Source organism: Clostridium sp. MF28 (genome assembly GCF_002969175.1).
GTDB lineage: Bacteria > Bacillota > Clostridia > Clostridiales > Clostridiaceae > Clostridium > Clostridium beijerinckii.
Genome location: NZ_CP014331.1, coordinates 1,950,278 through 1,970,852 on the forward strand (window position 1 = coordinate 1,950,278; position 20,575 = coordinate 1,970,852).

General features: G+C 29.3%; 17 protein-coding genes and 1 pseudogene. 3 read left to right on the forward strand and 15 right to left on the reverse strand.

What is annotated here, in order from left to right:
• Positions 1-117 precede the first annotated feature (117 nt).
• The 8 genes from AXY43_RS08755 to AXY43_RS28430 all read right to left on the reverse strand — a co-directional run bounded on the left by AXY43_RS08755 (position 118) and on the right by AXY43_RS28430 (position 9,411).
• Complete coding sequence (locus AXY43_RS08755) at positions 118-675, reverse strand: class I SAM-dependent methyltransferase (protein ID WP_012060236.1); 558 nt, start codon at positions 673-675, stop codon at positions 118-120.
• Between the two features lie 887 nt (positions 676-1,562).
• The gene (locus tag AXY43_RS08760) at positions 1,563-1,985 is read right to left on the reverse strand and encodes an HIT family protein (RefSeq protein WP_012060237.1); all 423 of its coding nucleotides are present in this window, start codon (positions 1,983-1,985) and stop codon (positions 1,563-1,565) included.
• Between the two features lie 284 nt (positions 1,986-2,269).
• Positions 2,270-3,775 carry an MFS transporter gene (locus AXY43_RS08765; protein ID WP_012060238.1) on the reverse strand — a complete coding sequence of 502 codons (1,506 nt, stop codon included), beginning with the start codon at positions 3,773-3,775 and terminating at the stop codon, positions 2,270-2,272.
• 38 nt (positions 3,776-3,813) lie between these two features.
• Positions 3,814-5,226, reverse strand: coding sequence for a glucuronate isomerase (gene uxaC, locus AXY43_RS08770; RefSeq protein ID WP_012060239.1), 1,413 nt, complete (start codon positions 5,224-5,226; stop codon positions 3,814-3,816).
• 428 nt (positions 5,227-5,654) lie between these two features.
• A complete protein-coding gene (locus AXY43_RS08775) occupies positions 5,655-7,268 on the reverse strand; it encodes a mannitol dehydrogenase family protein (protein WP_039771604.1) in 1,614 nt (537 codons plus the stop codon).
• A gap of 113 nt (positions 7,269-7,381) precedes the next feature.
• Positions 7,382-8,443: a mannonate dehydratase gene (uxuA, locus tag AXY43_RS08780; protein WP_023973084.1), complete on the reverse strand. Its 1,062-nt coding sequence runs from the start codon at positions 8,441-8,443 to the stop codon at positions 7,382-7,384.
• 190 nt (positions 8,444-8,633) lie between these two features.
• Positions 8,634-9,305, reverse strand: coding sequence for a GntR family transcriptional regulator (locus tag AXY43_RS08785; protein WP_012060242.1), 672 nt, complete (start codon positions 9,303-9,305; stop codon positions 8,634-8,636).
• Positions 9,286-9,411 carry a hypothetical protein gene (locus AXY43_RS28430; protein ID WP_257792338.1) on the reverse strand — a complete coding sequence of 42 codons (126 nt, stop codon included), beginning with the start codon at positions 9,409-9,411 and terminating at the stop codon, positions 9,286-9,288. The genes AXY43_RS08785 and AXY43_RS28430 overlap by 20 nt, the downstream gene beginning before the upstream one ends.
• 240 nt (positions 9,412-9,651) lie before the next feature.
• Here AXY43_RS28430 and AXY43_RS08790 point away from each other — a divergent pair, with 240 nt between their 5' ends.
• Positions 9,652-11,331, forward strand: a complete 1,680-nt coding sequence (locus tag AXY43_RS08790; RefSeq protein ID WP_077868927.1) for a methyl-accepting chemotaxis protein — start codon at positions 9,652-9,654, stop codon at positions 11,329-11,331.
• Between the two features lie 81 nt (positions 11,332-11,412).
• The gene (locus AXY43_RS08795; protein ID WP_105411421.1) at positions 11,413-12,588 is read left to right on the forward strand and encodes an extracellular solute-binding protein; all 1,176 of its coding nucleotides are present in this window, start codon (positions 11,413-11,415) and stop codon (positions 12,586-12,588) included.
• Positions 12,589-12,667: 79 nt separating this feature from the next.
• Here the strand turns inward: AXY43_RS08795 and AXY43_RS08800 are convergent, their stop codons facing one another.
• A complete protein-coding gene (locus AXY43_RS08800) occupies positions 12,668-14,530 on the reverse strand; it encodes an APC family permease (RefSeq protein WP_105411422.1) in 1,863 nt (620 codons plus the stop codon).
• A gap of 571 nt (positions 14,531-15,101) precedes the next feature.
• Between AXY43_RS08800 and AXY43_RS28640 the strand changes: the two are divergent.
• Positions 15,102-15,397, forward strand: a pseudogene (locus AXY43_RS28640) (HNH endonuclease).
• Positions 15,398-15,534: 137 nt separating this feature from the next.
• Here the strand turns inward: AXY43_RS28640 and AXY43_RS08810 are convergent.
• The 6 genes from AXY43_RS08810 to ilvD form a co-directional block, all read right to left on the reverse strand.
• Entirely contained in the window at positions 15,535-15,978 is a 444-nt protein-coding gene (locus tag AXY43_RS08810) for a GNAT family N-acetyltransferase (RefSeq protein WP_039771598.1), read from the reverse strand.
• Positions 15,979-16,265: 287 nt separating this feature from the next.
• Positions 16,266-16,421 (reverse strand): hypothetical protein, encoded by a 156-nt coding sequence (locus AXY43_RS27810; protein ID WP_023973088.1) that lies wholly within the window; start codon positions 16,419-16,421, stop codon positions 16,266-16,268.
• Between the two features lie 152 nt (positions 16,422-16,573).
• Positions 16,574-17,635, reverse strand: a complete 1,062-nt coding sequence (locus AXY43_RS08815; RefSeq protein WP_023973089.1) for an iron-containing alcohol dehydrogenase family protein — start codon at positions 17,633-17,635, stop codon at positions 16,574-16,576.
• Positions 17,636-17,730: 95 nt separating this feature from the next.
• Entirely contained in the window at positions 17,731-18,042 is a 312-nt protein-coding gene (locus AXY43_RS08820; RefSeq protein ID WP_105411423.1) for a hypothetical protein, read from the reverse strand.
• A gap of 83 nt (positions 18,043-18,125) precedes the next feature.
• Positions 18,126-18,317 carry a PspC domain-containing protein gene (locus AXY43_RS08825; RefSeq protein WP_017209073.1) on the reverse strand — a complete coding sequence of 64 codons (192 nt, stop codon included), beginning with the start codon at positions 18,315-18,317 and terminating at the stop codon, positions 18,126-18,128.
• Positions 18,318-18,722: 405 nt separating this feature from the next.
• Positions 18,723-20,438 carry a dihydroxy-acid dehydratase gene (gene ilvD / locus AXY43_RS08830; protein WP_023973090.1) on the reverse strand — a complete coding sequence of 572 codons (1,716 nt, stop codon included), beginning with the start codon at positions 20,436-20,438 and terminating at the stop codon, positions 18,723-18,725.
• Positions 20,439-20,575: the final 137 nt, after the last annotated feature.

Consider the following 20,575-nt stretch of genomic DNA (forward strand, 5'->3'; position numbering starts at 1 on the left):
ATTCTAAAGCTTGTACAAAACTTATATTCCTAGATACCAACATCTTTAATTTCTAAAATAAACTTACTACTATCATTTTAGCAAGTTGTCACATAACTTAAAATTATGTTAATCATATTAGGTATTTTGACATTTTAAAACATACGCTGGTGGTATATTTAACACTACTCTTTCTAAACTTATATCTTCAAAATAACTTCCTATATATCCCTTTTTAAGCAATGTATATTGAAATGTTATGAATAATCCATTCTTTTTTAATATATCTTTTGTTTTTTTCAATATACTATTTGACATATTCTTTGGCAAACTAGCAAATGGTAATCCTGATACAACGTAGTCTACTTCTTTAATATTGTATTCTTTTAAATATTTATCTACATTTTCAGCTGAATCATTTACTATTACAACGTTATTATATTCACCATACTTTTCCTCTAGTTCTCTGCAGAATTCTTCATTATATTCTACGAGCATTAACATCGTATGATCCTTTATTTTTTTCATTAGTCTATCAGTAAACACTCCTGTTCCAGGACCATACTCCACAATACATTTTGCATGGTCAAAATCAATATCATGCGCCATTTTTTCCGCAAGCTTTTTAGAACTAGGAGCTACAGCTCCAACAGTTCTTGGCGACTTAAAATATTCCATTAAGAACTTTATCCACATAATAATACAACCCTCTCTATATTTTCTTAATTAGAATACATATTTTATTGAACTTAAACAAACTAAATAAAATATATATTCTATTATTAACAAAAGAGACTACCCCTCGATTTTTAAAAACTAGAGATAATCTAAAATATTCTATAAATTTCTTTCTAACTATTTTCTTATTTAATTACAGCACTTCTGTATAGACATGCACAGTTTTAAAAGTACATCTCTGTTAGCGAATTTTACATAGCTAACAATGTTTAGATGATGAGTCTCCAACACAATGTAAAAATCAAAAACTACTTTAGAATCCAAATTTTTTCAACCTCTAAATTATAACATAATAAGGAAATAAATTCAATGTTTTACATAAACTAATTAGGTGAAAATTTATTATTTTAATTTTATTAAGCTCTAATAATTTAAAAATTATAAATAATCATGCTTATTCTTTACAAAACAAATATATTCATTATTATTTACAATATAATTTCAACCCCAAATGTAATCTTAGTATATTTCTTAAATTATAATATATGTTTAACTTTTTGCTTTATGTCTTCTTAAAAAGGAAGATACATCATAAATATCTATAGGGGATAATTCGATATCTATGCCTCCTAAACTTGTCATTGAAGAAGCTTTACTAAAATTTTTATTTTAATCCAAGTTTCAAATAAATCTATTTTCTTTTCCATATGCTGTAGAATTATCCCCTTGTACTTATAAATCCTTCTTGATTAATATAAATAGAAAGTTATATTCAAAACTTAATATGGATATATAGTTATTAATACATCCAATACAAAATAAAGGCATAAATCTGCATTGTAAAATAGCTACTTCAAAACAGATATCTATCCTCTATTTTGAAATAGCTAACACAAAATATAAAATTATAAATTTTCTTTTATAAGATTAATCCTCTTAACATATTCTTCATCACTTAAATATTTTTTCTGAGGATTCATTTCAAATACACCACCCCATGAATATCCATCTTTATACTTAGGAACTAAATGAAAGTGAAGATGTGGAAGAGTATCTGAATATGCTCCATAATTTATTTTATCAGGTGAAAAAGTTTTTTTAATCATAGCCGCTGCTCTAGTGACATCTTTCATATATAATTCTAATTCCTTATCATCCAATTCAAATAATTCTTTCACATGTTTGTCATACGCAACAATGCATCTTCCTTTATGGCTTTGTTCTTTGAACAAATAAAGAGTTGACACTTCAAGCTTACATATTTCAATCATTAAATTATCAAGTTTTTCATCCTTATCACAATAAAGACAATTATTTTTATTACTCATATTTCAGTCTCCTAACCTAATTTTTTATAGACATATATTAATAACATTTTTATATTTAATAGTACAATTAATTATTTAGGATATACCTTTATATTCTTACAGACAATATAGAAGCTATTAAAATAATATTTTAGTACAGTTGAAATTAAAATTAGCTGCCTTAAAATAGCAATTTACTTTCTATCTTAAGACAGCTATAATAACTAAATTGAAACGTATCTAGAGATTATGATGATTTTGAGCTATTTTTATATTTTAATATTCTATTAGTCAAAAGAATTAATTTATACTACTGTTTCTTTCCAAACATTTTCATACTTATATCCAGTAAGATTTTCAACAATTGTTTTTGTTTCTGGAGTTACTTCTTCTTTTGAACCATTATTCTTTAGACGTTCAACTTCATCCACTAATATACCATGTGTTCTTTTATTAAGTTTGAAAGTTGCCGCACAAATTAATGCAATTACAAGTAAAGATATACATCCAACAGCTAAAAGAGTAGCTATAGTTGATACAACTTGTGGTGATTGAGTTGCCTGTCCTTTAACGAATCCGCTTTCTTGCAATACAACACCTATAACAAATGTAGCTATTGCCACACTGCTTTTTCTAGTAAATGTCATAACTGCTGCAAAAAGCCCTTCTCTTCTTTGTCTTGTAACCATTTCATCAACATCAGGAATGAATGGGAATACATTCCATGGAGTAAACTCTAATAAACTTCTTCCTACTTGATAAATTGTACCAATTACAAATAATAAAACAATATTCGATCCTAAATTTCCTACATAAAGTCCATAAAATGCTAATAAACATACAATCATAATAGAATAAGCCATCTTATATAAGTTACCTGGTCCAACTTTAATCATTAAGAATCCGCCTAATATTGTTACAGGAATACCAATGATGCTAAGTGAAAGTACATTCGCAGCAGTAGTAGATGAAACACCTAAATTAAATACACAGAAATATATAAATACTGAATTAAATAAGTCTTTAGCAGTAAATGAACATATATAAATTGCTAAATGTTGTCTAAATGCTCTGATCTTAAATGTTGAAACATAGTCACCAGCAACCTTTACAATAGTCATTAATTGTTCGCCAAAGCTCTTGCTTGTAGAACCATTTAATAGTTCTTGTTCCATTTCAGGTGTAAGGTCCCTTTCCCATGTTACTTTATGTGATATAAGTATACATATTGCATATATAATAGCAAAAACTAATCCATTAATGAAATATGCTTGTGGGCTCTTGTCACCAAAGAAAGCTATTAATCTTCCTGGAACAAAAGTAGCTAAAAATGTACCTGTTGCTGATATAAACATTCTTGATGCTGATAATTTAGTTCTGTCAGTAAAATCTTTTGTCATTTCAGCAGGTAATGTTTCCCATGGAATTAATACCATAGCTGCAATTATTTCAAATAACAAATAAGTAACTAAATAGAATGCATAACTTCTTCCTGTTACCCATAGTAATACGTAATCTGCCATTAACGGAGCTCCGATTAATAAGAAGAAACGACGTCTACCAAAAAGTTTTCCAAGTTTAGTTTTATAGAAGTTATCAGATATACTACCGATAAATAAACTAGCAACTGCATCCACTATACGAGCGATAGCGATAATAGAAGCACCTTCTATCGGTGTTAATCCTGCAAATGTTGTATAGAAAAATAGTAAGAAAGCTCCAATAATGGTGAATGCTCCACCACCCATTAAATCAACTAGTCCATAACCAACGCCTCTAGCTATCGTGATTTTTCTATTATTATTTGACATATATTTTTCCTCACTTTCATCAATTAAGTGTTCCCGAATTATTTTTCATCAAATCCAAAATATTCTTTTGCATTGCTGTAGCATATACCTTGAACAATTCTTTTAAGTAATTTATCATTTTTAGGTACTTCTCCGTTTTCTACCCATTCTCCAATTAAATTACAAGCAATTCTTCTAAAGTATTCATGCCTAGTATATGATAAGAAACTTCTAGAATCAGTTAACATTCCAACAAAGCGTCCTAGCAATCCAAGGTTTCCTAATGCCTTCATTTGTTCAATCATTCCATCCTTATTATCATTGAACCACCACGCTGCACCAAATTGCATTTTTCCTGGAATACCATCTCCTTGAAAGTTTCCTATCATAGTTCCAAGAACATAGTTATCCTTTGGATTTAATGTATATAAAATTGTTTTTGGAAGAGAATTTTCTCTGTCCACAGAATCTAAAAGTCTAGAAAGTGGATAAGCTATGCTTTCATCATTAATTGAATCAAAACCTGTATTTACTCCTATTTTTTCAAGCATTTTTGTATTATTACTTCTAAGAGCTGCAATATGGAGCTGCATAGTCCAACCTAATTCATGATAAAGCTTGAATACATGTCTTAATGTATAAGTTTTATACTTCTTTTCTTCATCAATGCTTATAGATTTACCTTCTAAAGCTTTAGCAAATATTGCTTCTGCTTCTTCTTTTGATGAATCTGCATAAACTACTACACCATCTATACCATGATCTGCTATTCTGCATCCAACTGAATGGAAAAATCTTATTCTTGAATCAAGAGCTTTTAAAAATTCATCATAATTATTTATAGATACTTCAGATACTTTTTCTAAATCTTTTACCCAAGAAACAAAACCATCTAAATTGATTTCAATTCCTTTATCTGGTCTAAGAGTGGGTAAAACATTTACATTAAAGCTAGCATCTTCTTTAATTTTTATATGATATTCTAATGTATCTATAGGATCATCTGTTGTACATATAGTTTCAACGTTTGATTTTATAATTAAATCTCTAACATTAAAACCTTCTCCATTTAATAATTCATTAGCTCTCTTCCAAATTTCAGGAGCAGTATCTTCATCAAGCGGTTCATATATTCCAAAGAATCTTTGAAGTTCTAAATGAGTCCAATGATAAAGAGGATTTCCTATAGCCATAGGTATCGTTTGCGACCAAGCTAAGAATTTGTCATAATCACTTCCATCTCCTGTAATGCATTTTTCATCTATACCATTACTTCTCATAGCTCTCCACTTATAATGATCACCATAAAGCCACGCTTCAGTTATATTACTGAATTTTTTGTTTTCATATATTTCTTTTGGATCAATATGACAGTGATAATCAATAATAGGCAAGTTCTTAGCATAATTATGATATAAATCTATAGCTGTTTGATTAGATAGTAAAAAATTCTCATCCATGAAATTTTTCATATTCTTCATCCTACTCTCTCAAATAAATATTTTATATTTGTAAAGCATTGAATATTTGGGTTAATAACACGCAGTATATAAATTCACGTACATTATTGTAATTTGCATTTACTCAATACTTTACCACAACGTTTTCTTAAATTTTATATATTAACCTTATTGTTATGTTTTGGATTCTTATATTCTTATATTCTTATATTCTTATATTCGCTAATTTAACTTCCTTACCTTATAATACTAAAAGTTTTATATCATCCTTTTAGTATAAGTGCAAAGTTGTTAATTAGCATTGCTTATGTTATAATGTACTTCATATTAATTTTCTTAAACATTCTTTATCGTTCTTCACTTATATTATTTGGCAGAATATAATAAATGAAGAATGATAAAAATGTTTATTTTTTTGCATCTTCGAGCATTATCTCTGATTATTTACAATCTAAATATTTTTCTAAAGTTGCTCTAACTGCACCAGCACCTGAAATCAATTCATTGAAATAACCTTCAATTTTCTCGCCTAAACCTATAGTGTAAAGATTTACTCCAAAAATTTCTTCATTTATAAGTATTGATTTTAAGCTACTTTCTACTGATTCTTTAGAACCTAATTTTATATCTGCTACATATTTTCTTAATTCATCTAATAAAGGATCTGGACTTAACTCCATAACATTACCATTATCATCTAATCCCATTAGATATCTGCACCAGCCTGCTATAACTAGAGGAATGTATTTAAGTTCTTTAGCATCTAAATCTTCTCTCTTACTATAAGCTTTAATTGTTTCTCCAAATCTTATACCAACTTTTTGAGATGTATCTGAAGCAATTCTTTGTGGTGTATCAGGTATATATGGATTTGGAAGTCTAACTTCAACTACCTCTTTAATGAAATCTTCTGGATTTAATATTCCTGGATTTACAACAACAGGCATTCCTTCTTCATATCCAATTTTTTCAACTAACTTCTTTAAAGCTGGATCTTTCATTTCATCTGCAATTAAATCAAATCCAAGTAAGCATCCAAAAACTGCTAGAGACGTATGTAGTGGATTTAAACACGTAGTTACCTTCATTGTTTCAACTCTTTCCACAGTTTCTCTATTTGTTAAAAATACACCTGCTTCTTCTAAAGGCATACGTCCATTTGGGAAGTTATCTTCTATTACAAGATATTGAGGCCCTTCTGCATTTACAAAAGGTGCAATATAAGTATTTTTGCTAGTTGTTACAATCTTAGTGCTATCAAAACCAACTGCTTCTAATGTATTCTTAACACTTTGAGATGGTCTAGGTGTAATTTTATCTATCATACTCCAAGGGAAAGATACCTTTTTAGTATCATTGATATATTCAAGGAACCCTTTATCAACTAATCCATTCTCAACCCAGTTCTTTATCATTGTTTCCATTGCATTGTGAAGCTTCTCACCATTCTTTGAACAATTATCCATACTTACAAAAGCTATTGGAAGTTGTCCGTTTTGATATCTTACATATGCTAGGGACGCAACTTTAGCTATAATACTTACAGGATGCTCTAGACCATCTGTTGTATCTTGTTGTGATAAATTCTTAACACTATAACCTTTTTCTGTTATTGTAAAGCTTGCTATTTGTAAAGATGGATTTGAAAATATCTCTTTTAACCTATTCCAATCTTCTTCTCTTGAGTAATCACCAGCTAAGCTTTCGCCTATACTTCCTACTACCTTTTTATCTAGGCTACCATCTGGTTTCATAATTACTAGTAAGCTTAAATTATCATAAGGAGAATAAATTTCATCTATAATTTCATAGTCATATCCTTCTACAGCAACAATACCAGATTTCGCTTTCCCAGTATTTAAAAGTTCCTGTTGTAGTATTGCTATAAATCCTCTGAATATATTTCCTGCTCCAAAATGAACCCATGTAGGATTTTCTTTAGTTGATGCTGACATCTTATCATAATCAAACTTTGGAATTTCAATCCCAGCTTTTTCCCATAAATCACTATTTTTGATACTTTCTTTACTTAATACTATTTTGGCGTTATTCATTTTTTTCACCTCTTTAAAACTATTGCTAATAAAGTCAATACTATTAATTATCTTTTGTATCTTAAGATTCTATGAGCCAAAATTTTTTTAATCAAAATTTTAGTTTATCTCTTTTATTTATTTCTTTCAAGAGAATCCCATATTCCCCATAAATACATAATTCCAAGTGCTCTATCATAAAGTCCATAACCTGGTCTGCATTGTTCATTCCAAATATGTCTTCCATGGTCTGGTCTTACATATCCAGTAAATCCAACTTCGTGATAAGCTTTAACTATATCACATATATCTAATGAACCATCACAAGTTCTATGAGATGTTTCAATAAAATCACCATTCTCATAAATCTTAACATTTCTAATATGAGCAAAAGCAATCCTATTACCGAATTCTCTTATCATAGCTGGTACATTATTATTTGGATCTGAACCTATAGCACCACTGCAAAGAGTTAAGCAATTATATGGATTATCAACAAGCTTTAATAATCTTGCTAAATCATCTCTGTTCTTAACTATTCTTGGTAACCCAAATATTGGCCAAGGTGGATCATCCGGATGTACTGCCATTTTAATATCATTTATTTCAGCTACAGGAATAATTTGTTCTAAGAAGTATTTTAAGTTATTCCATAAGTCCTCTTCTGTTACATTCTTATATGCTTCAAAAAGCTGTGATAAATTCTTTAGTCTTTCTGGTTCCCAGCCTGGCATTGTAAGATCTGGATTAGACGCAATTTTGTTAACTAACTCCATTGGATCAATATCTTTAATCTTTGCTTTTTCATAAAAAAGAGCTGTTGATCCATCTTCTGCCTTCTTGAATAAATCTGTTCTAAGCCAGTCAAATACAGGCATGAAATTATAGCAGATTACTTTAACACCAACCTTAGCTAACTTTTCTATTGTCTTTTTATAATTTTCTATATATTTATCTCTTGTTGGTAAACCTAATTTAATGTCTTCATGAACATTAACGCTTTCAACAACATCCATATTAAATCCATACTTGTCAGCTGATTTTTTTACTTCAAGGATCTTTTCCATTGGCCATTCTTCACCTGCTGCCATATCATGAAGAGCCCAAACAATTCCTCCAACTCCAGGAATTTGTTTTATTTGTTCAAGTGTAACGGTATCATTGCCTTCTCCGTACCATCTAAAACCCATTTTCATAGTAATGTCCCTCCTGTCACTTCATTTAATTATAATTTCAATATATAATATCTCAAAACATATATAAAATTAATACACTTAAATTTAATGCTGCTTATATATAAGCCTCACCTCCTTTAATTTAAAATAATAATCTTAGTATTACATGATTATTTAACAGCTTTGATCATATTAAAACTTAAATCAATCTTTATTTAAAATAATTAGGATACTTCTCTTTTATTTTATTTTTATCAAAAGTAACCATATTTAAATGTTCCTTCATAAAGTCTTCTGCTATCTCTGGGCTCTTGTTTTTTATAGCATTAAAAATTTCTTTATGCTGAAGATAAATATTGTCCCAGCTAGAATTAGTTACTAATCTAAGCATACGAATTCTTTGAAACTCAGTACTGCCATCATTAATACTATTCCATACTCTTTTTTTATTACTTCCCTCGAAAATTATCTTATGAAATTCTTCATCTGCCTCAAATAACTTTTTATAATCATTATTTTCTATATACATTTTTTGAAGTTTCAAATTCATTTCTAAAGCTAGTACATTTTCTTGTGAAAATTCTTTACAAGCTTCCTTTACAACTGCTCTTTCTAAATGTTCACGTAAAAATCTTCCTTCTTCAACTGCAGATAAATCAATTAAAGAAACAACTGTGCCTTTTTGAGGATAAATATTAACTAGCCCCTCTTGAGCTAATCTAACAAGTGCTTCTCTTACTGGAGTTCTACTCACACTATACTTTTCCGAAAGTTCCTTTTCAGAAATGCTAGTACCAGGCTCAAGATATAAATTAATAATTTCATCTCTAAGTTTATAATATATAGTTTTACTTGTTGTATTCTTATTTACCTCTAAAGCCATTTTTATATTCTCCCTTACTTTCAAGTCCTACCATACTTGTATGGTAGTTATATTTATATTTTATCATAAGTATTTTAAAAAATCTATTACTAATCGATACTGCCATACTTGTATGGTAGTTATGTTTTAATAATAATCATAACCGTTTACAATGTCAAGATAAATATTTAATTATTTTTTGAAATGCATCAACTTACAATATAGTTAGCAATAATGAGAAAACAGTAGAAAAATGCAATATAATTGCGCGTATTTCATATATACGCCGATTTTTTAGACCTTGAGTATAATATTGGTTAGATATATTATCAATATGGAAATTTATTATGTTTGAAAGGGGAATATTATGCTGAAAAATATTAAAATTATCAATAGCGTTATTTTGATGGTTATCTTATCAACGGTTGTATCGTTATCTATCGCAATAATTGGTTATAACAACATGAAAACGATTAACTCAAATTCATCATCAATGTACACAATTGCATTAACAAGAATTATTAAAACTGAGGAAATTAGACAAACATTCTTAAATATTCGGTTAAATGTCAATAGAATTTCTATATCTGAATTTAATGATGATGATGTAGCAGCTATAGATAATGACTACTCTGCCATAAACAAAATGGTGGAAGATTACGAAAAACTATCGCTTAGCACTATAGAAACAAACAATTTATCTGAATTTAAGAAGGATTCCTCAGCTTATTATGAACAAATTAAGAATCTTGAAAAAGGCAATAAATTATATGGTATAGATTTAGAAAAATTTAATCAATTGGGAGTTGAAATGCAACTTTTTCTTGATAATTTAGTAACTTATAGTTCAAATACTGCTAATGCTCTACATAATGACAATATGAGTTTATACATTAGAAGCACTAAAATCTTTTTTATCACTTTCTTCATTGGTTTTATTCTTCAGATACTTGTTTCCTCTTCTATAATCTTGGTTATAAGAAAGTCTATAAAAGAAATAATGTCCGATTTGGATAATGTTGCTGCGGGTGACTTTAGTTTCGAAATAAACACTAATTTAAAAAACGAATTTGGCAGAATGAAAAAATCACTCAAAGTAACAATTTCAAACATCTCCTCAATGCTCGAAGAAGTGCAAAATTCAGCAAATGTTGTAAATATACAAGCAACTAATTTATTAGGAGCTTCAGACGAAATGTCTTCTTCTGCACAGGAAATTAATGCTGCTGTTCAAGAAGTAGCTAATGCTGCCACTGAACAATCTAGTGACCTAATGAATGTAAAAACTTCATTGGATAGTTTTGCTGATTCACTAGATCAAATAACCTCATCAATTAATGATGTAAACTCAAATATACATAATATTAGTTCAATGGCCGAAGATAGTAACTCTAAGTTAGAATTTTTATTTAATTCTATTAAAGATGTAAACGAATCTTTTGATACTGTAAGAAATAAAGTTGTTCAATTAGATAATCATGTTGAACAAGTAAATAACATAACTACTATTATAAATTCAATTGCTGATCAAACTGATTTATTAGCATTAAATGCTGCAATTGAGTCTGCTCGCGCAGGGGAAGTGGGGCGTGGATTCTCTGTAGTTGCAGAGGAAATCAGAAAACTCGCGGAACAATCTAAAGTATCTGCCAGTAATATAAGTGGCTTGATTACTAATATTAATAACGAAGCCCAAATAGCGGTTAAGACTACTGATTTAGGTAAAGATAGCTTAAATAATCAATCAGTCCTTATTGAAGATTCTATAAAATCTTTTGCTTTAATATTTAAGGCTATAAATACTATATTGCCTAGAGTTGATAATATAAATAAATCTATTGAAAATATAAATATTGAAAAAGATCTCATAATCTCAAAAACGTTAGATATTTCTGGAGTATCAGAAGAAAATGCAGCTTCATCTGAAGAAATAGCAGCCTCAGTACAACAAATAAATTCATCTTTTAATGATGTAGCAACTTCAGCTCAAACTTTATCAAATTTAACAACCTCTATGATGAACGAAGTAAGTAAATTTAAATTATAATTGTTGTTATATATAACTTAAGATATATTTTGCAATTTTAAACTAGAGAGAATTATATCTAAATTAAAATGGAGGATAATTATGAAAAATTTTAAATTTCTAAATGTTACGCTTGTAATAGTTTTGATGACGACTATATTAACAGGCTGCGGTTCAAAGAATGTTTCCAAATCAACTCATCCTATTACTTTAAATATAATAGATGTTTCAGGAAGCATGCAATTAGTCGGAGATTCCATAGATCAATTTAAAGCTGCAAACCCTGATTTAATAGGAGATGTCGTAGTAAAAAAATCTACTGCATTAGAGGTTCCATCTTTATTAAAAGCTCAAATTTTATCTGAAGATATGAAAACAAATTTGATTTTTACTGGAATTGATGGTCTTTCCACATGTATTGATAGAGATGTTATAGAAAATATTATGCCTACATATGGCAGCAGATTTCCTGATTTAGAAAGTAATTATAGTTCTGGTGCTAAAGCCACTTATGATTTAGTAAAGGGTTATGCGATAACTTATGTGTATTCACCTAGCGGCCCATTCTTTACTTATAACCCAGATACCGTACAAAATATACCTAAAACGCCTGATGAGCTTTTGGCTTTCGCTAAAGCTAATCCTGGAAAGTTCACATATGCAAGACCCGCGGGTTCAGGACCAGGCAGAATTTTTCTTCAAGGGTTACCATATATTCTTGGAGACAAGGATCCTAAAGATCCTAAAACTTGGGACAAGACTTGGGCTTATCTTAAAGAATTGAATCAATACATAGATTATTATCCCGCTAAAACTGGTACTACATTCACAGAATTAAAAGACGGAAAAAGATCTATTATAGCAAGTCAGTTAGGATGGGATATGAATCAGAGAATCATAGGTGGTATTCCACAAACTTATCAAGGATTTATATTAAACAATACTACATTGGTTGCAGATGCTCAGTATATGGCAATTCCAAAAGGACTTAGCGATGAACAAAAAAATGTAGTTTTAAAACTAATGGCATGGCTTATGACGCCAAAGATGCAGGCAATAACATACGATAGCGGTTATTTTTATCCTGGACCTTCTGTAAAAAATGTTTCACTTGATATGGCTCCAAAAGAAAGTCAAGATAAAATAAAACCAGCTATAAGACAATCTTATGAAGATTCTATTAATACACTTCCAAATTCGACGCAATTAGACACAACTAAATTCATGGACGCTTTAAATATGTGGGATCAATTATTTGGAACTAAAGTAAAAAGATAATAATGGAATTAAGAAACGTGCTATATTGCTGAATCAAACAATATAGCACGTTTTTATATCCTAAATCTATAATTAATAATTACTTACTTTGCTTTACATCCTCATCTAACAGATGATAAGGATAAGTAGATACAATTATGTTATCATTCTTCAATAAGGTTTCTCTAATAAAGAAACTTGTATGATTATGTAAAACCTCACCAAATCTTTCATTAGTAACAAATTGAGGCACTATTACTGTTATCTTCTCATCTTTAGCTGTTGAATTTGCAATCAATTCTATATTCTTTAATAAAGGAGTAACCACAGCTCTATATGGAGAATATTTTGCGACAAGTAATATATCTGTATCTAACTCACTCCATCTAGATTTTAATTTTTCCATAGCTTCCTTGTCTGGTGAAATATTAAGAGCAATAACATTATCGCTTACACTTTGAGCATATTGCAATGCACCTATTGTTGCTTTATTTAAGCTAGCAATTGGGACTATAACAATATGAGTATATTTCTTTCTTAAATTCACCTTTTTCAGATTTAATTGACTAATACTTAAACCACAAGCCACTTTATCGTAGTGTTTTTTTATTCTTAGCTGAATTACAATTATGATTGGAATTAAAATTGCAACTATAAATGCACCTTCACTGAATTTTTCAATTAAAATTATTATCGTTGTTAATAAAGTAACAACAGAACCAATACCGTTGATTATTGCACGTTTTACCCAACCCTTACCTTTTTCTTTTCTCCAATGATTCACCATTCCAAATTGTCCTAGAGTAAAAGATATAAATACTCCTATAGCATATAGCGGAATCAACCTATGAGTATCGGCCTTAAATACAATAACTAAAATACAAGCTATACATGATAATGCAACGATTCCAAAAGAAAAACTAAGTCGTTTACCTCTAATAGTGAATTGTCGTGGTGCAAAACCATCCTTCCCAACTATATACATTAGCATTGGAAATCCTGTATATGCTGTATTGCATGCCATAAGTAAAATTATAGCAGTGCTAAACTGAATTATATAGTACATTATGCCATTGCCGAAAATAGCAAATGCTATTTGTGAAACAACTGTAGGACCATTTGCTATTGGTACAGCTGTATAAAATATGGCAAGTACCGAAGTTCCTCCAAATATGAAAAATATTAAAGCTGCTAATAATATCATAACAGTCTTTGCACTTTTTTGGCTCGGTTCCTGAAAATTTGGAACAGAATTACTTACTGCCTCCACTCCAGTTAAAGCAGAACATCCTGATGAAAAAGCTCTTAAAATAAGAAATATCGATACATTTTCTGTAGTATTTGCCGGGATAGAATACATTGGTTCTGGATGAATATTTAATATAAAGTACTTAAACAAACCATAAAGTATCATAAAAGCCATGCTAAAAATAAAAATATACGTAGGTATGGCAAAAATTTTTGAAGATTCACTTATACCTCTTAAATTTAAAATAGTCAAAACTATAATTATTATTAAAACAAACATGACTTTATATTCTGTCAAATTGCTAAATGCAGAAATAATAGCATCCGCACCTGCGCTGGCGCTAACTGCGACAGTAAGTATATAACTAATTATTAGACCTGCACCAGCTGCTAAGCCAGATTTTTTCCCTATATTTTCATTTGCTACTTTGTAAGCTCCTCCACCTTGAGGATAAGCCCTAATAATCTGAATATACGAAATTGTTAATATTATTAATAATCCTATAATCATAAAAGAGGTCCATGTTAACCACTGATATGCTGCTACACCTAGAACTATTAAAACAAAAAGAATCTCCTGAGCAGCATAGGCAACAGATGATATTGCATCACTTGCCATAATTGCTAATCCAAAAGGAATATTATACTTTTCATTACATCCTTGTTCATTTGATAAAGGTTCTCCTAATAAAACATCTAAAAACTTTGTAAGCATTTATTTTCCCCCTATATTATCATACGAAAAATATTGTATGTAATAATGAAATCAAAAGCAATATTCTAATTATTGCATATATTGAAGAAAAATGTAGAATTTGCCTCATGAATACGAATACATATATAACTATCACTGATTTCTTCTTTTAATGAATTATTTTTAACTTTGTTATTACACCTGTATTTCAATTTAATTTCCACATATTAGCCTTAATTAATCACTTGACTTATAATAATTATAAATATAGCTTTATGATTTTAATATATATTAAGAAATTCTGATTTAGTATGATTAAAGTTTTCCTAATTTAACTCAAAATTATTACAAATTTCAAATCTTTGATTTGTATTTTGAAACAGTAATTCTATAAATATCTCAATTCTACTTCATGAAAACTAATAAATTTAAATATACAAGTTAATCTTACTAAAATGGACTTCTATATTTTTGTAATTTTACGGAATAATTGTTACTAAAATAATAATGATATTACCTTTAATCTTTTTTGCTTTTACTCATTATTTTGATATAATCAAATTGTAAAGCTAATATATAAGAGGAGGATTTTATGGCACAAAACCATATATGTGAATTATGCAATAGAAATGTTTCTAGCATTACTAAACATCACTTAATTCCCTTAGAAAAAGGCGGAGAAAAATTTAAAACACTCTCTTTATGTTCAACCTGTCATAGACAAATTCATGCTCTTTTCACGAATCGTGAATTACAACACACTATCGAAGTCTTGAATCATTAAAGAAAGATATAAAGATAGTTAAATTTCTTAAATTCATTCAGAATATTCCCGGTGATTCTTATTTAGACATAAAAAAATCAAGACATGTACGAAAAAGTTGTTAGGATGATATTTAAATATTTTATGTGCAAAAATAATGGCAATAATCTTACTAAGATTATTGCCTAAAATTATATAATTTATCAACTCTGAATTTGTATGATAATAAGTTTTGATCCCATTATAATAATTTTATTATATATTAGTTTATTTTAAAATACATAGGCTGTAATGCTAATCCACTTTTTTCTGATATAAATATATTTCCTTTGCACTGGAATCCTGCCTTTTTATAAAAATTAATTGTATCTAATCTTGCATTCAAATATAAACATATAACTCCAAACTCTTTAGCCTTAATTTTATGTCTTTTTAACATTTCAATGCCAATGCCTTTACCCACATATTTTTCACTAACAACTATATTTGTCATTTTACCATTCATATTATAATTAGTCATTCTGGAATATGCAACAACAGTGCCCTCATCTAATGCTACCAAATGTATACTGCTATAATCTAATTCATCATAGTCGTATTTATGAATTTTATTATATGGTTTAAAAAGTATTTTAAACCTTAATTCAGATACTTCTTTAAACTCTTTACTTTTATAATTTATAAATTCATATGTAATATTATTCATATTTCTTCCCCAACTTCTATATTATTATAATTATATTATACACTATATTCATAATAATTGAATATTTATTCATAATTTTATTTATTATTGTATATTTTATTTAATAACTATAGCTCTCGGTCTATGTTGCTTTAGAAATACTAATAAATATATTTTTTATCTTGAACAAACTTTATTATATTAAATTACAAAAATATAAAACTACCAACTAAGCACTTATCTAGCAACCTAATTAGTAGTTATAAAATAAACTATACTTTTCTATTAATTTTATGTAAAAACAAATATTACGATTTATCTTCCCATTTTCTCTTTGCCTTCATTACGTTTTCTTCGCTTAATTTTGTTTCCTCCACTATATCTCCCATTCCGCAACCTTTATCAAGCATCTCTTTTGCTTTTTCCATGGCTTTTTCATGTTCACCTTTTCTTAATTTTTCCATTAAAGTTCCTCCTCTTTCGACTCATACTAACTCTAAATCTAGTATTACCTGTGAACACTTTTTTATTCAGCTTTTATGATAGCTTCTTCATCACTTTTTTCATGCATCCAATCTTTATTTTATTTCTTTATTTCCACCTTCTTCTGAAAAAATTATATTAATATGTAGTTCAGAATTTCATCCTCATCTATAATTTTTTTAGCAAGAATTCTATTTTCATCTACATGAATATACGTATATCTATTAGGTTTTATTGATGGAGCAATATCAATAGCTTTTTTATAATCTTTCTTTTTCATTTTTAAAGTTTTTGCATGCTCGAAAAAGTTTGTTTCTTTTAATATCTTCGATATTCTTTCAAATCTATGATCTTGTACTTTCGCCATAATATATGTTGCAATTCCAACCTGTATTCCATGAAGCTGAGGCATTTCTAAAAATTTATCTAATGCATGAGATATTAGATGCTCTGAACCAGAGGCCGGCGAGCTATCACCTGCTATTTCCATAGAAATACCATTCAATATTAATGAATCCACTAATTCCTTCAGAAACAAATCATCTTTAATATTTTTAAACTCAGTTCTTATAAAACTATTGACTGCTTTCTTAGAAATCATAGTAGCAAAATCATCAATAATTATCCTTCCATTTTCTTCTTCAAATTTCCAATCATACAACGCAGTGATATTTGATACTAAATCTCCTATCCCCGAATATATAAATTTTTCTGGTGCACTCTTAATAACATCAATATCTACAATTATTCCATAAGGAGTTTTAGCTGGCAGAGACATCCTCTTGCCATTAACTAAAAGAGATGCACCTGCACTTGAAAAACCATCATTAGAAGTTGAAGTTGGAATACTAATAAACGGTAATTTTCTCAAAAAGCTCATGTACTTAACAGCATCTATAGCCTTTCCTCCACCTACTCCAATTAAAGCTTCTACGTCGTTTGATATTTCAAAAGCTTTTACACTAATCTTTTCGAAATTTACATCTGATATTGTTTCTATTCTTGAAATATCTATATTAGCTTCTTTTAAAGAGTTGCATATAGAATCTCCAAACAATTCTTCTAGACCCTCGCCAAAGCATATTAAAACACTTTTAAACATGGCTTTCTTAATCAAGTTGCCTACATTATTTATATTTCCTTTTCCTACCTCTAAAATAGAAGGAATAGCTATTCTATGAGTTGACGTCTTCATTCATTTCACTCCTCAAAAGTATTTTCAATTTTTTAAAATATCAATTTTTATATCTTGAAATTAGCTTTCCCTAGGTGGAAAATAAAAAACATTTATTATTTTAAATCATTAACCACTTTGTTTATCTTATCTTCCTTATCCAAAGCTTCTGTCCATAATTCCTTTGAAGGAATTATTTTTTCTACCGTTGTATACGCTTCTCTTATAATTGGTATATTAATAAGGTTTGTACTTTGAATAGACATCAATATAAACCAGCACACACCTATAAGAGCTGCTATTCTTATGATACCTGCTATTGCTTTAATTAATATATAAAGAGCAATAATAGCAACTATTATTAAAACTATAGTATTTGTTGTTAAATGTATTGGCGTATTTTTTATCAAGCTATTTACTTTATCCATTTGTTTCCTCCCAAGTTAGATAGTTAATATTATATTAAACTTGCTCACTAGTATACTTCCTTAAATTTTAATTTTTCTTATGCTTATAATAGCGGTTGCTTTGGTATAATTAATGCACAAATTATATATAAGAGTAATCCTGATCCCGCACAAACAATCAAAATTGCCCAACCAATTCTAACTAATGTTGAATCAAGTCCAAAGTATTCAGCTATCCCACCGCATACCCCTGCTAACTTTTTATCTGTTGCTGATAGATAGAGTCTTTTCTCCATAATAGATTTCCTCCTAAATTGCTATAACATATCATTTGAACATAGTTCTTTTTCAAAATTATATCACTTTAGAATTCTATTTACTATTATTGAGGTATATATTTTTTAGTGCTAATATACGTTCATACACATCATTACTAAAACATTATATTTGTATATTTAAAAATTCTATATAGGAATCTGATTATTTTTTCAGCTTTCTACCCAAAAGGCATTACATCCTTGTCTTACATAATATATCTTTTAAATCTAGCATAATAAAGGGAAAGAACAATTCACTAACACATGAACCATTCTTTCCCTTTTAATAATTTATAATAGAAATCATAAATTTATCACTTATTATGGGAATTTTTTAATCTGTATACTACACAGTAAATAGTTTATCTTTCCTCTGTTTTTAATCTATTTCATATATCCACCTTTCATTGGTGATACTGCATGTTCTGAAAAAATCTTTAGAATTCCAGATTCGTATTTTGATTTTCGTGGTTTCCAATTCTTTCTACGTTCTTCAAAAACTTTCTCCACTTCTTCTTTACTGCATTTTTTTCCCTTTATACCAACGATCTGTAATACTCTATTAGGAATACTAATTTCAATCAAATCATCTTCTTCAATTAATGCAATCGGTCCTCCTACTGCGGCCTCTGGTGATACGTGTCCAATTGCCGGTCCTTTAGAAGCTCCTGAGAATCTACCATCTGTTATTAACGCTATACTAGCAGATAATTCTTCATCCGAAGCAATTGCTTCTGTTGTATAGAACATTTCTGGCATTCCGCTACCTTTTGGTCCTTCATATCTTATAATAACCGCATCCCCTGGACGAATTATTTTTCTTAAGACTGCATCAATAGCTTCCTCTTCACTATCAAAAGGTTTTGCTTTTAGTATAGCCTCATGCATTTCTTTAGGAACTGCAGAATGTTTTACTACAGCACCTTCTGGCGCTATATTTCCCTTTAATATCGATACAGAACCATTAGTACCAATAGCATTATTGAATGGACGAATAACATCTTCTTTTTTTAGTCCTACTTTTTCAAGATACTCATTACACTTCTCATAATATCCGTTAGTTTTTAATTCTTCTAAGTTTTCACCTAAAGTCTTCCCAGTTACAGTCATAACATCCAAATGAAGCAAATGCTTTAGCTCTTCCATTATTGCTGGTACACCACCTGCATAATAGAAATATTGCGCAGGCCATTTTCCAGCAGGACGTATGTTCAGTAAATAATGTGCATCTTTGTGTATTCTATCAAAAGTCTCTTCATCGATATACAATCCAAATTCATGAGCTATAGCAGGTAAATGCAACAGTGAGTTAGTAGACCCCGATATAGCTGCATGAACTAATATAGCATTTTCAAAGGATTTAATTGTAACAATATCTTTTGGACGAAGATTCATTTTAGCTAGTTCAACAGCTTGTCTTCCTGCTTTTAACGCTACTTCTTCTAAATCTTCACATGTTGCTGGCATCAATGAGCTACCTGGAAGCATTAATCCAAGTGCCTCTGCCATAACTTGCATTGTAGCTGCTGTTCCCATGAATGAACAAGCTCCACAAGATGGGCATGCGTTTTCTTTATAAAAAGTTAATTTTTCTTCTGAAATTTCCCCTCTTTGGCACATTGCACTATAGGCACCTATTTGTTCTAGTGTCAATAAATCAGGACCTGCTTCCATTACTCCTCCAGTAACCATAATAGCTGGTATGTTTAGCCTTCCGATTGACATAAGATGTGATGGAACTGCTTTATCACAACTTGAAATAAATACGCCTCCATCGAATGGTGTTGCATTAGCATGGATTTCTATTAAAGACGTTAATGTATCTCTAGACGCTAAGGAGTAATTTATTCCATCATGCCCTTGTGACATTCCATCACAAATATCTGTTGCAAAGTATCTAGCACCTTTCCCACCTGATTGTGTAATTCCCTCAACTGCTCTGTTAGCAAATTTCAATAGATGAGCACTTCCTGGATGACTATCTCCAAATGTACTTTCTACTATAATTTGTGGCTTTGACAAATCTTCTGTTGTCCATCCCATTCCTCTTCGAAGTGGATCCATCTCTGGAGCAATTTTTCTTACTTCTTGACTAATCATACTATTTCTCTCCTTAATCTTTATTTGACACCGTTTAAATACATCTGATGTATTTATGATATCACATCTGATGTATTTGTCAATTTTTTTTGAATTCATTGTTTTAATTATTATCATTTCATAAAAACCAATAAAAA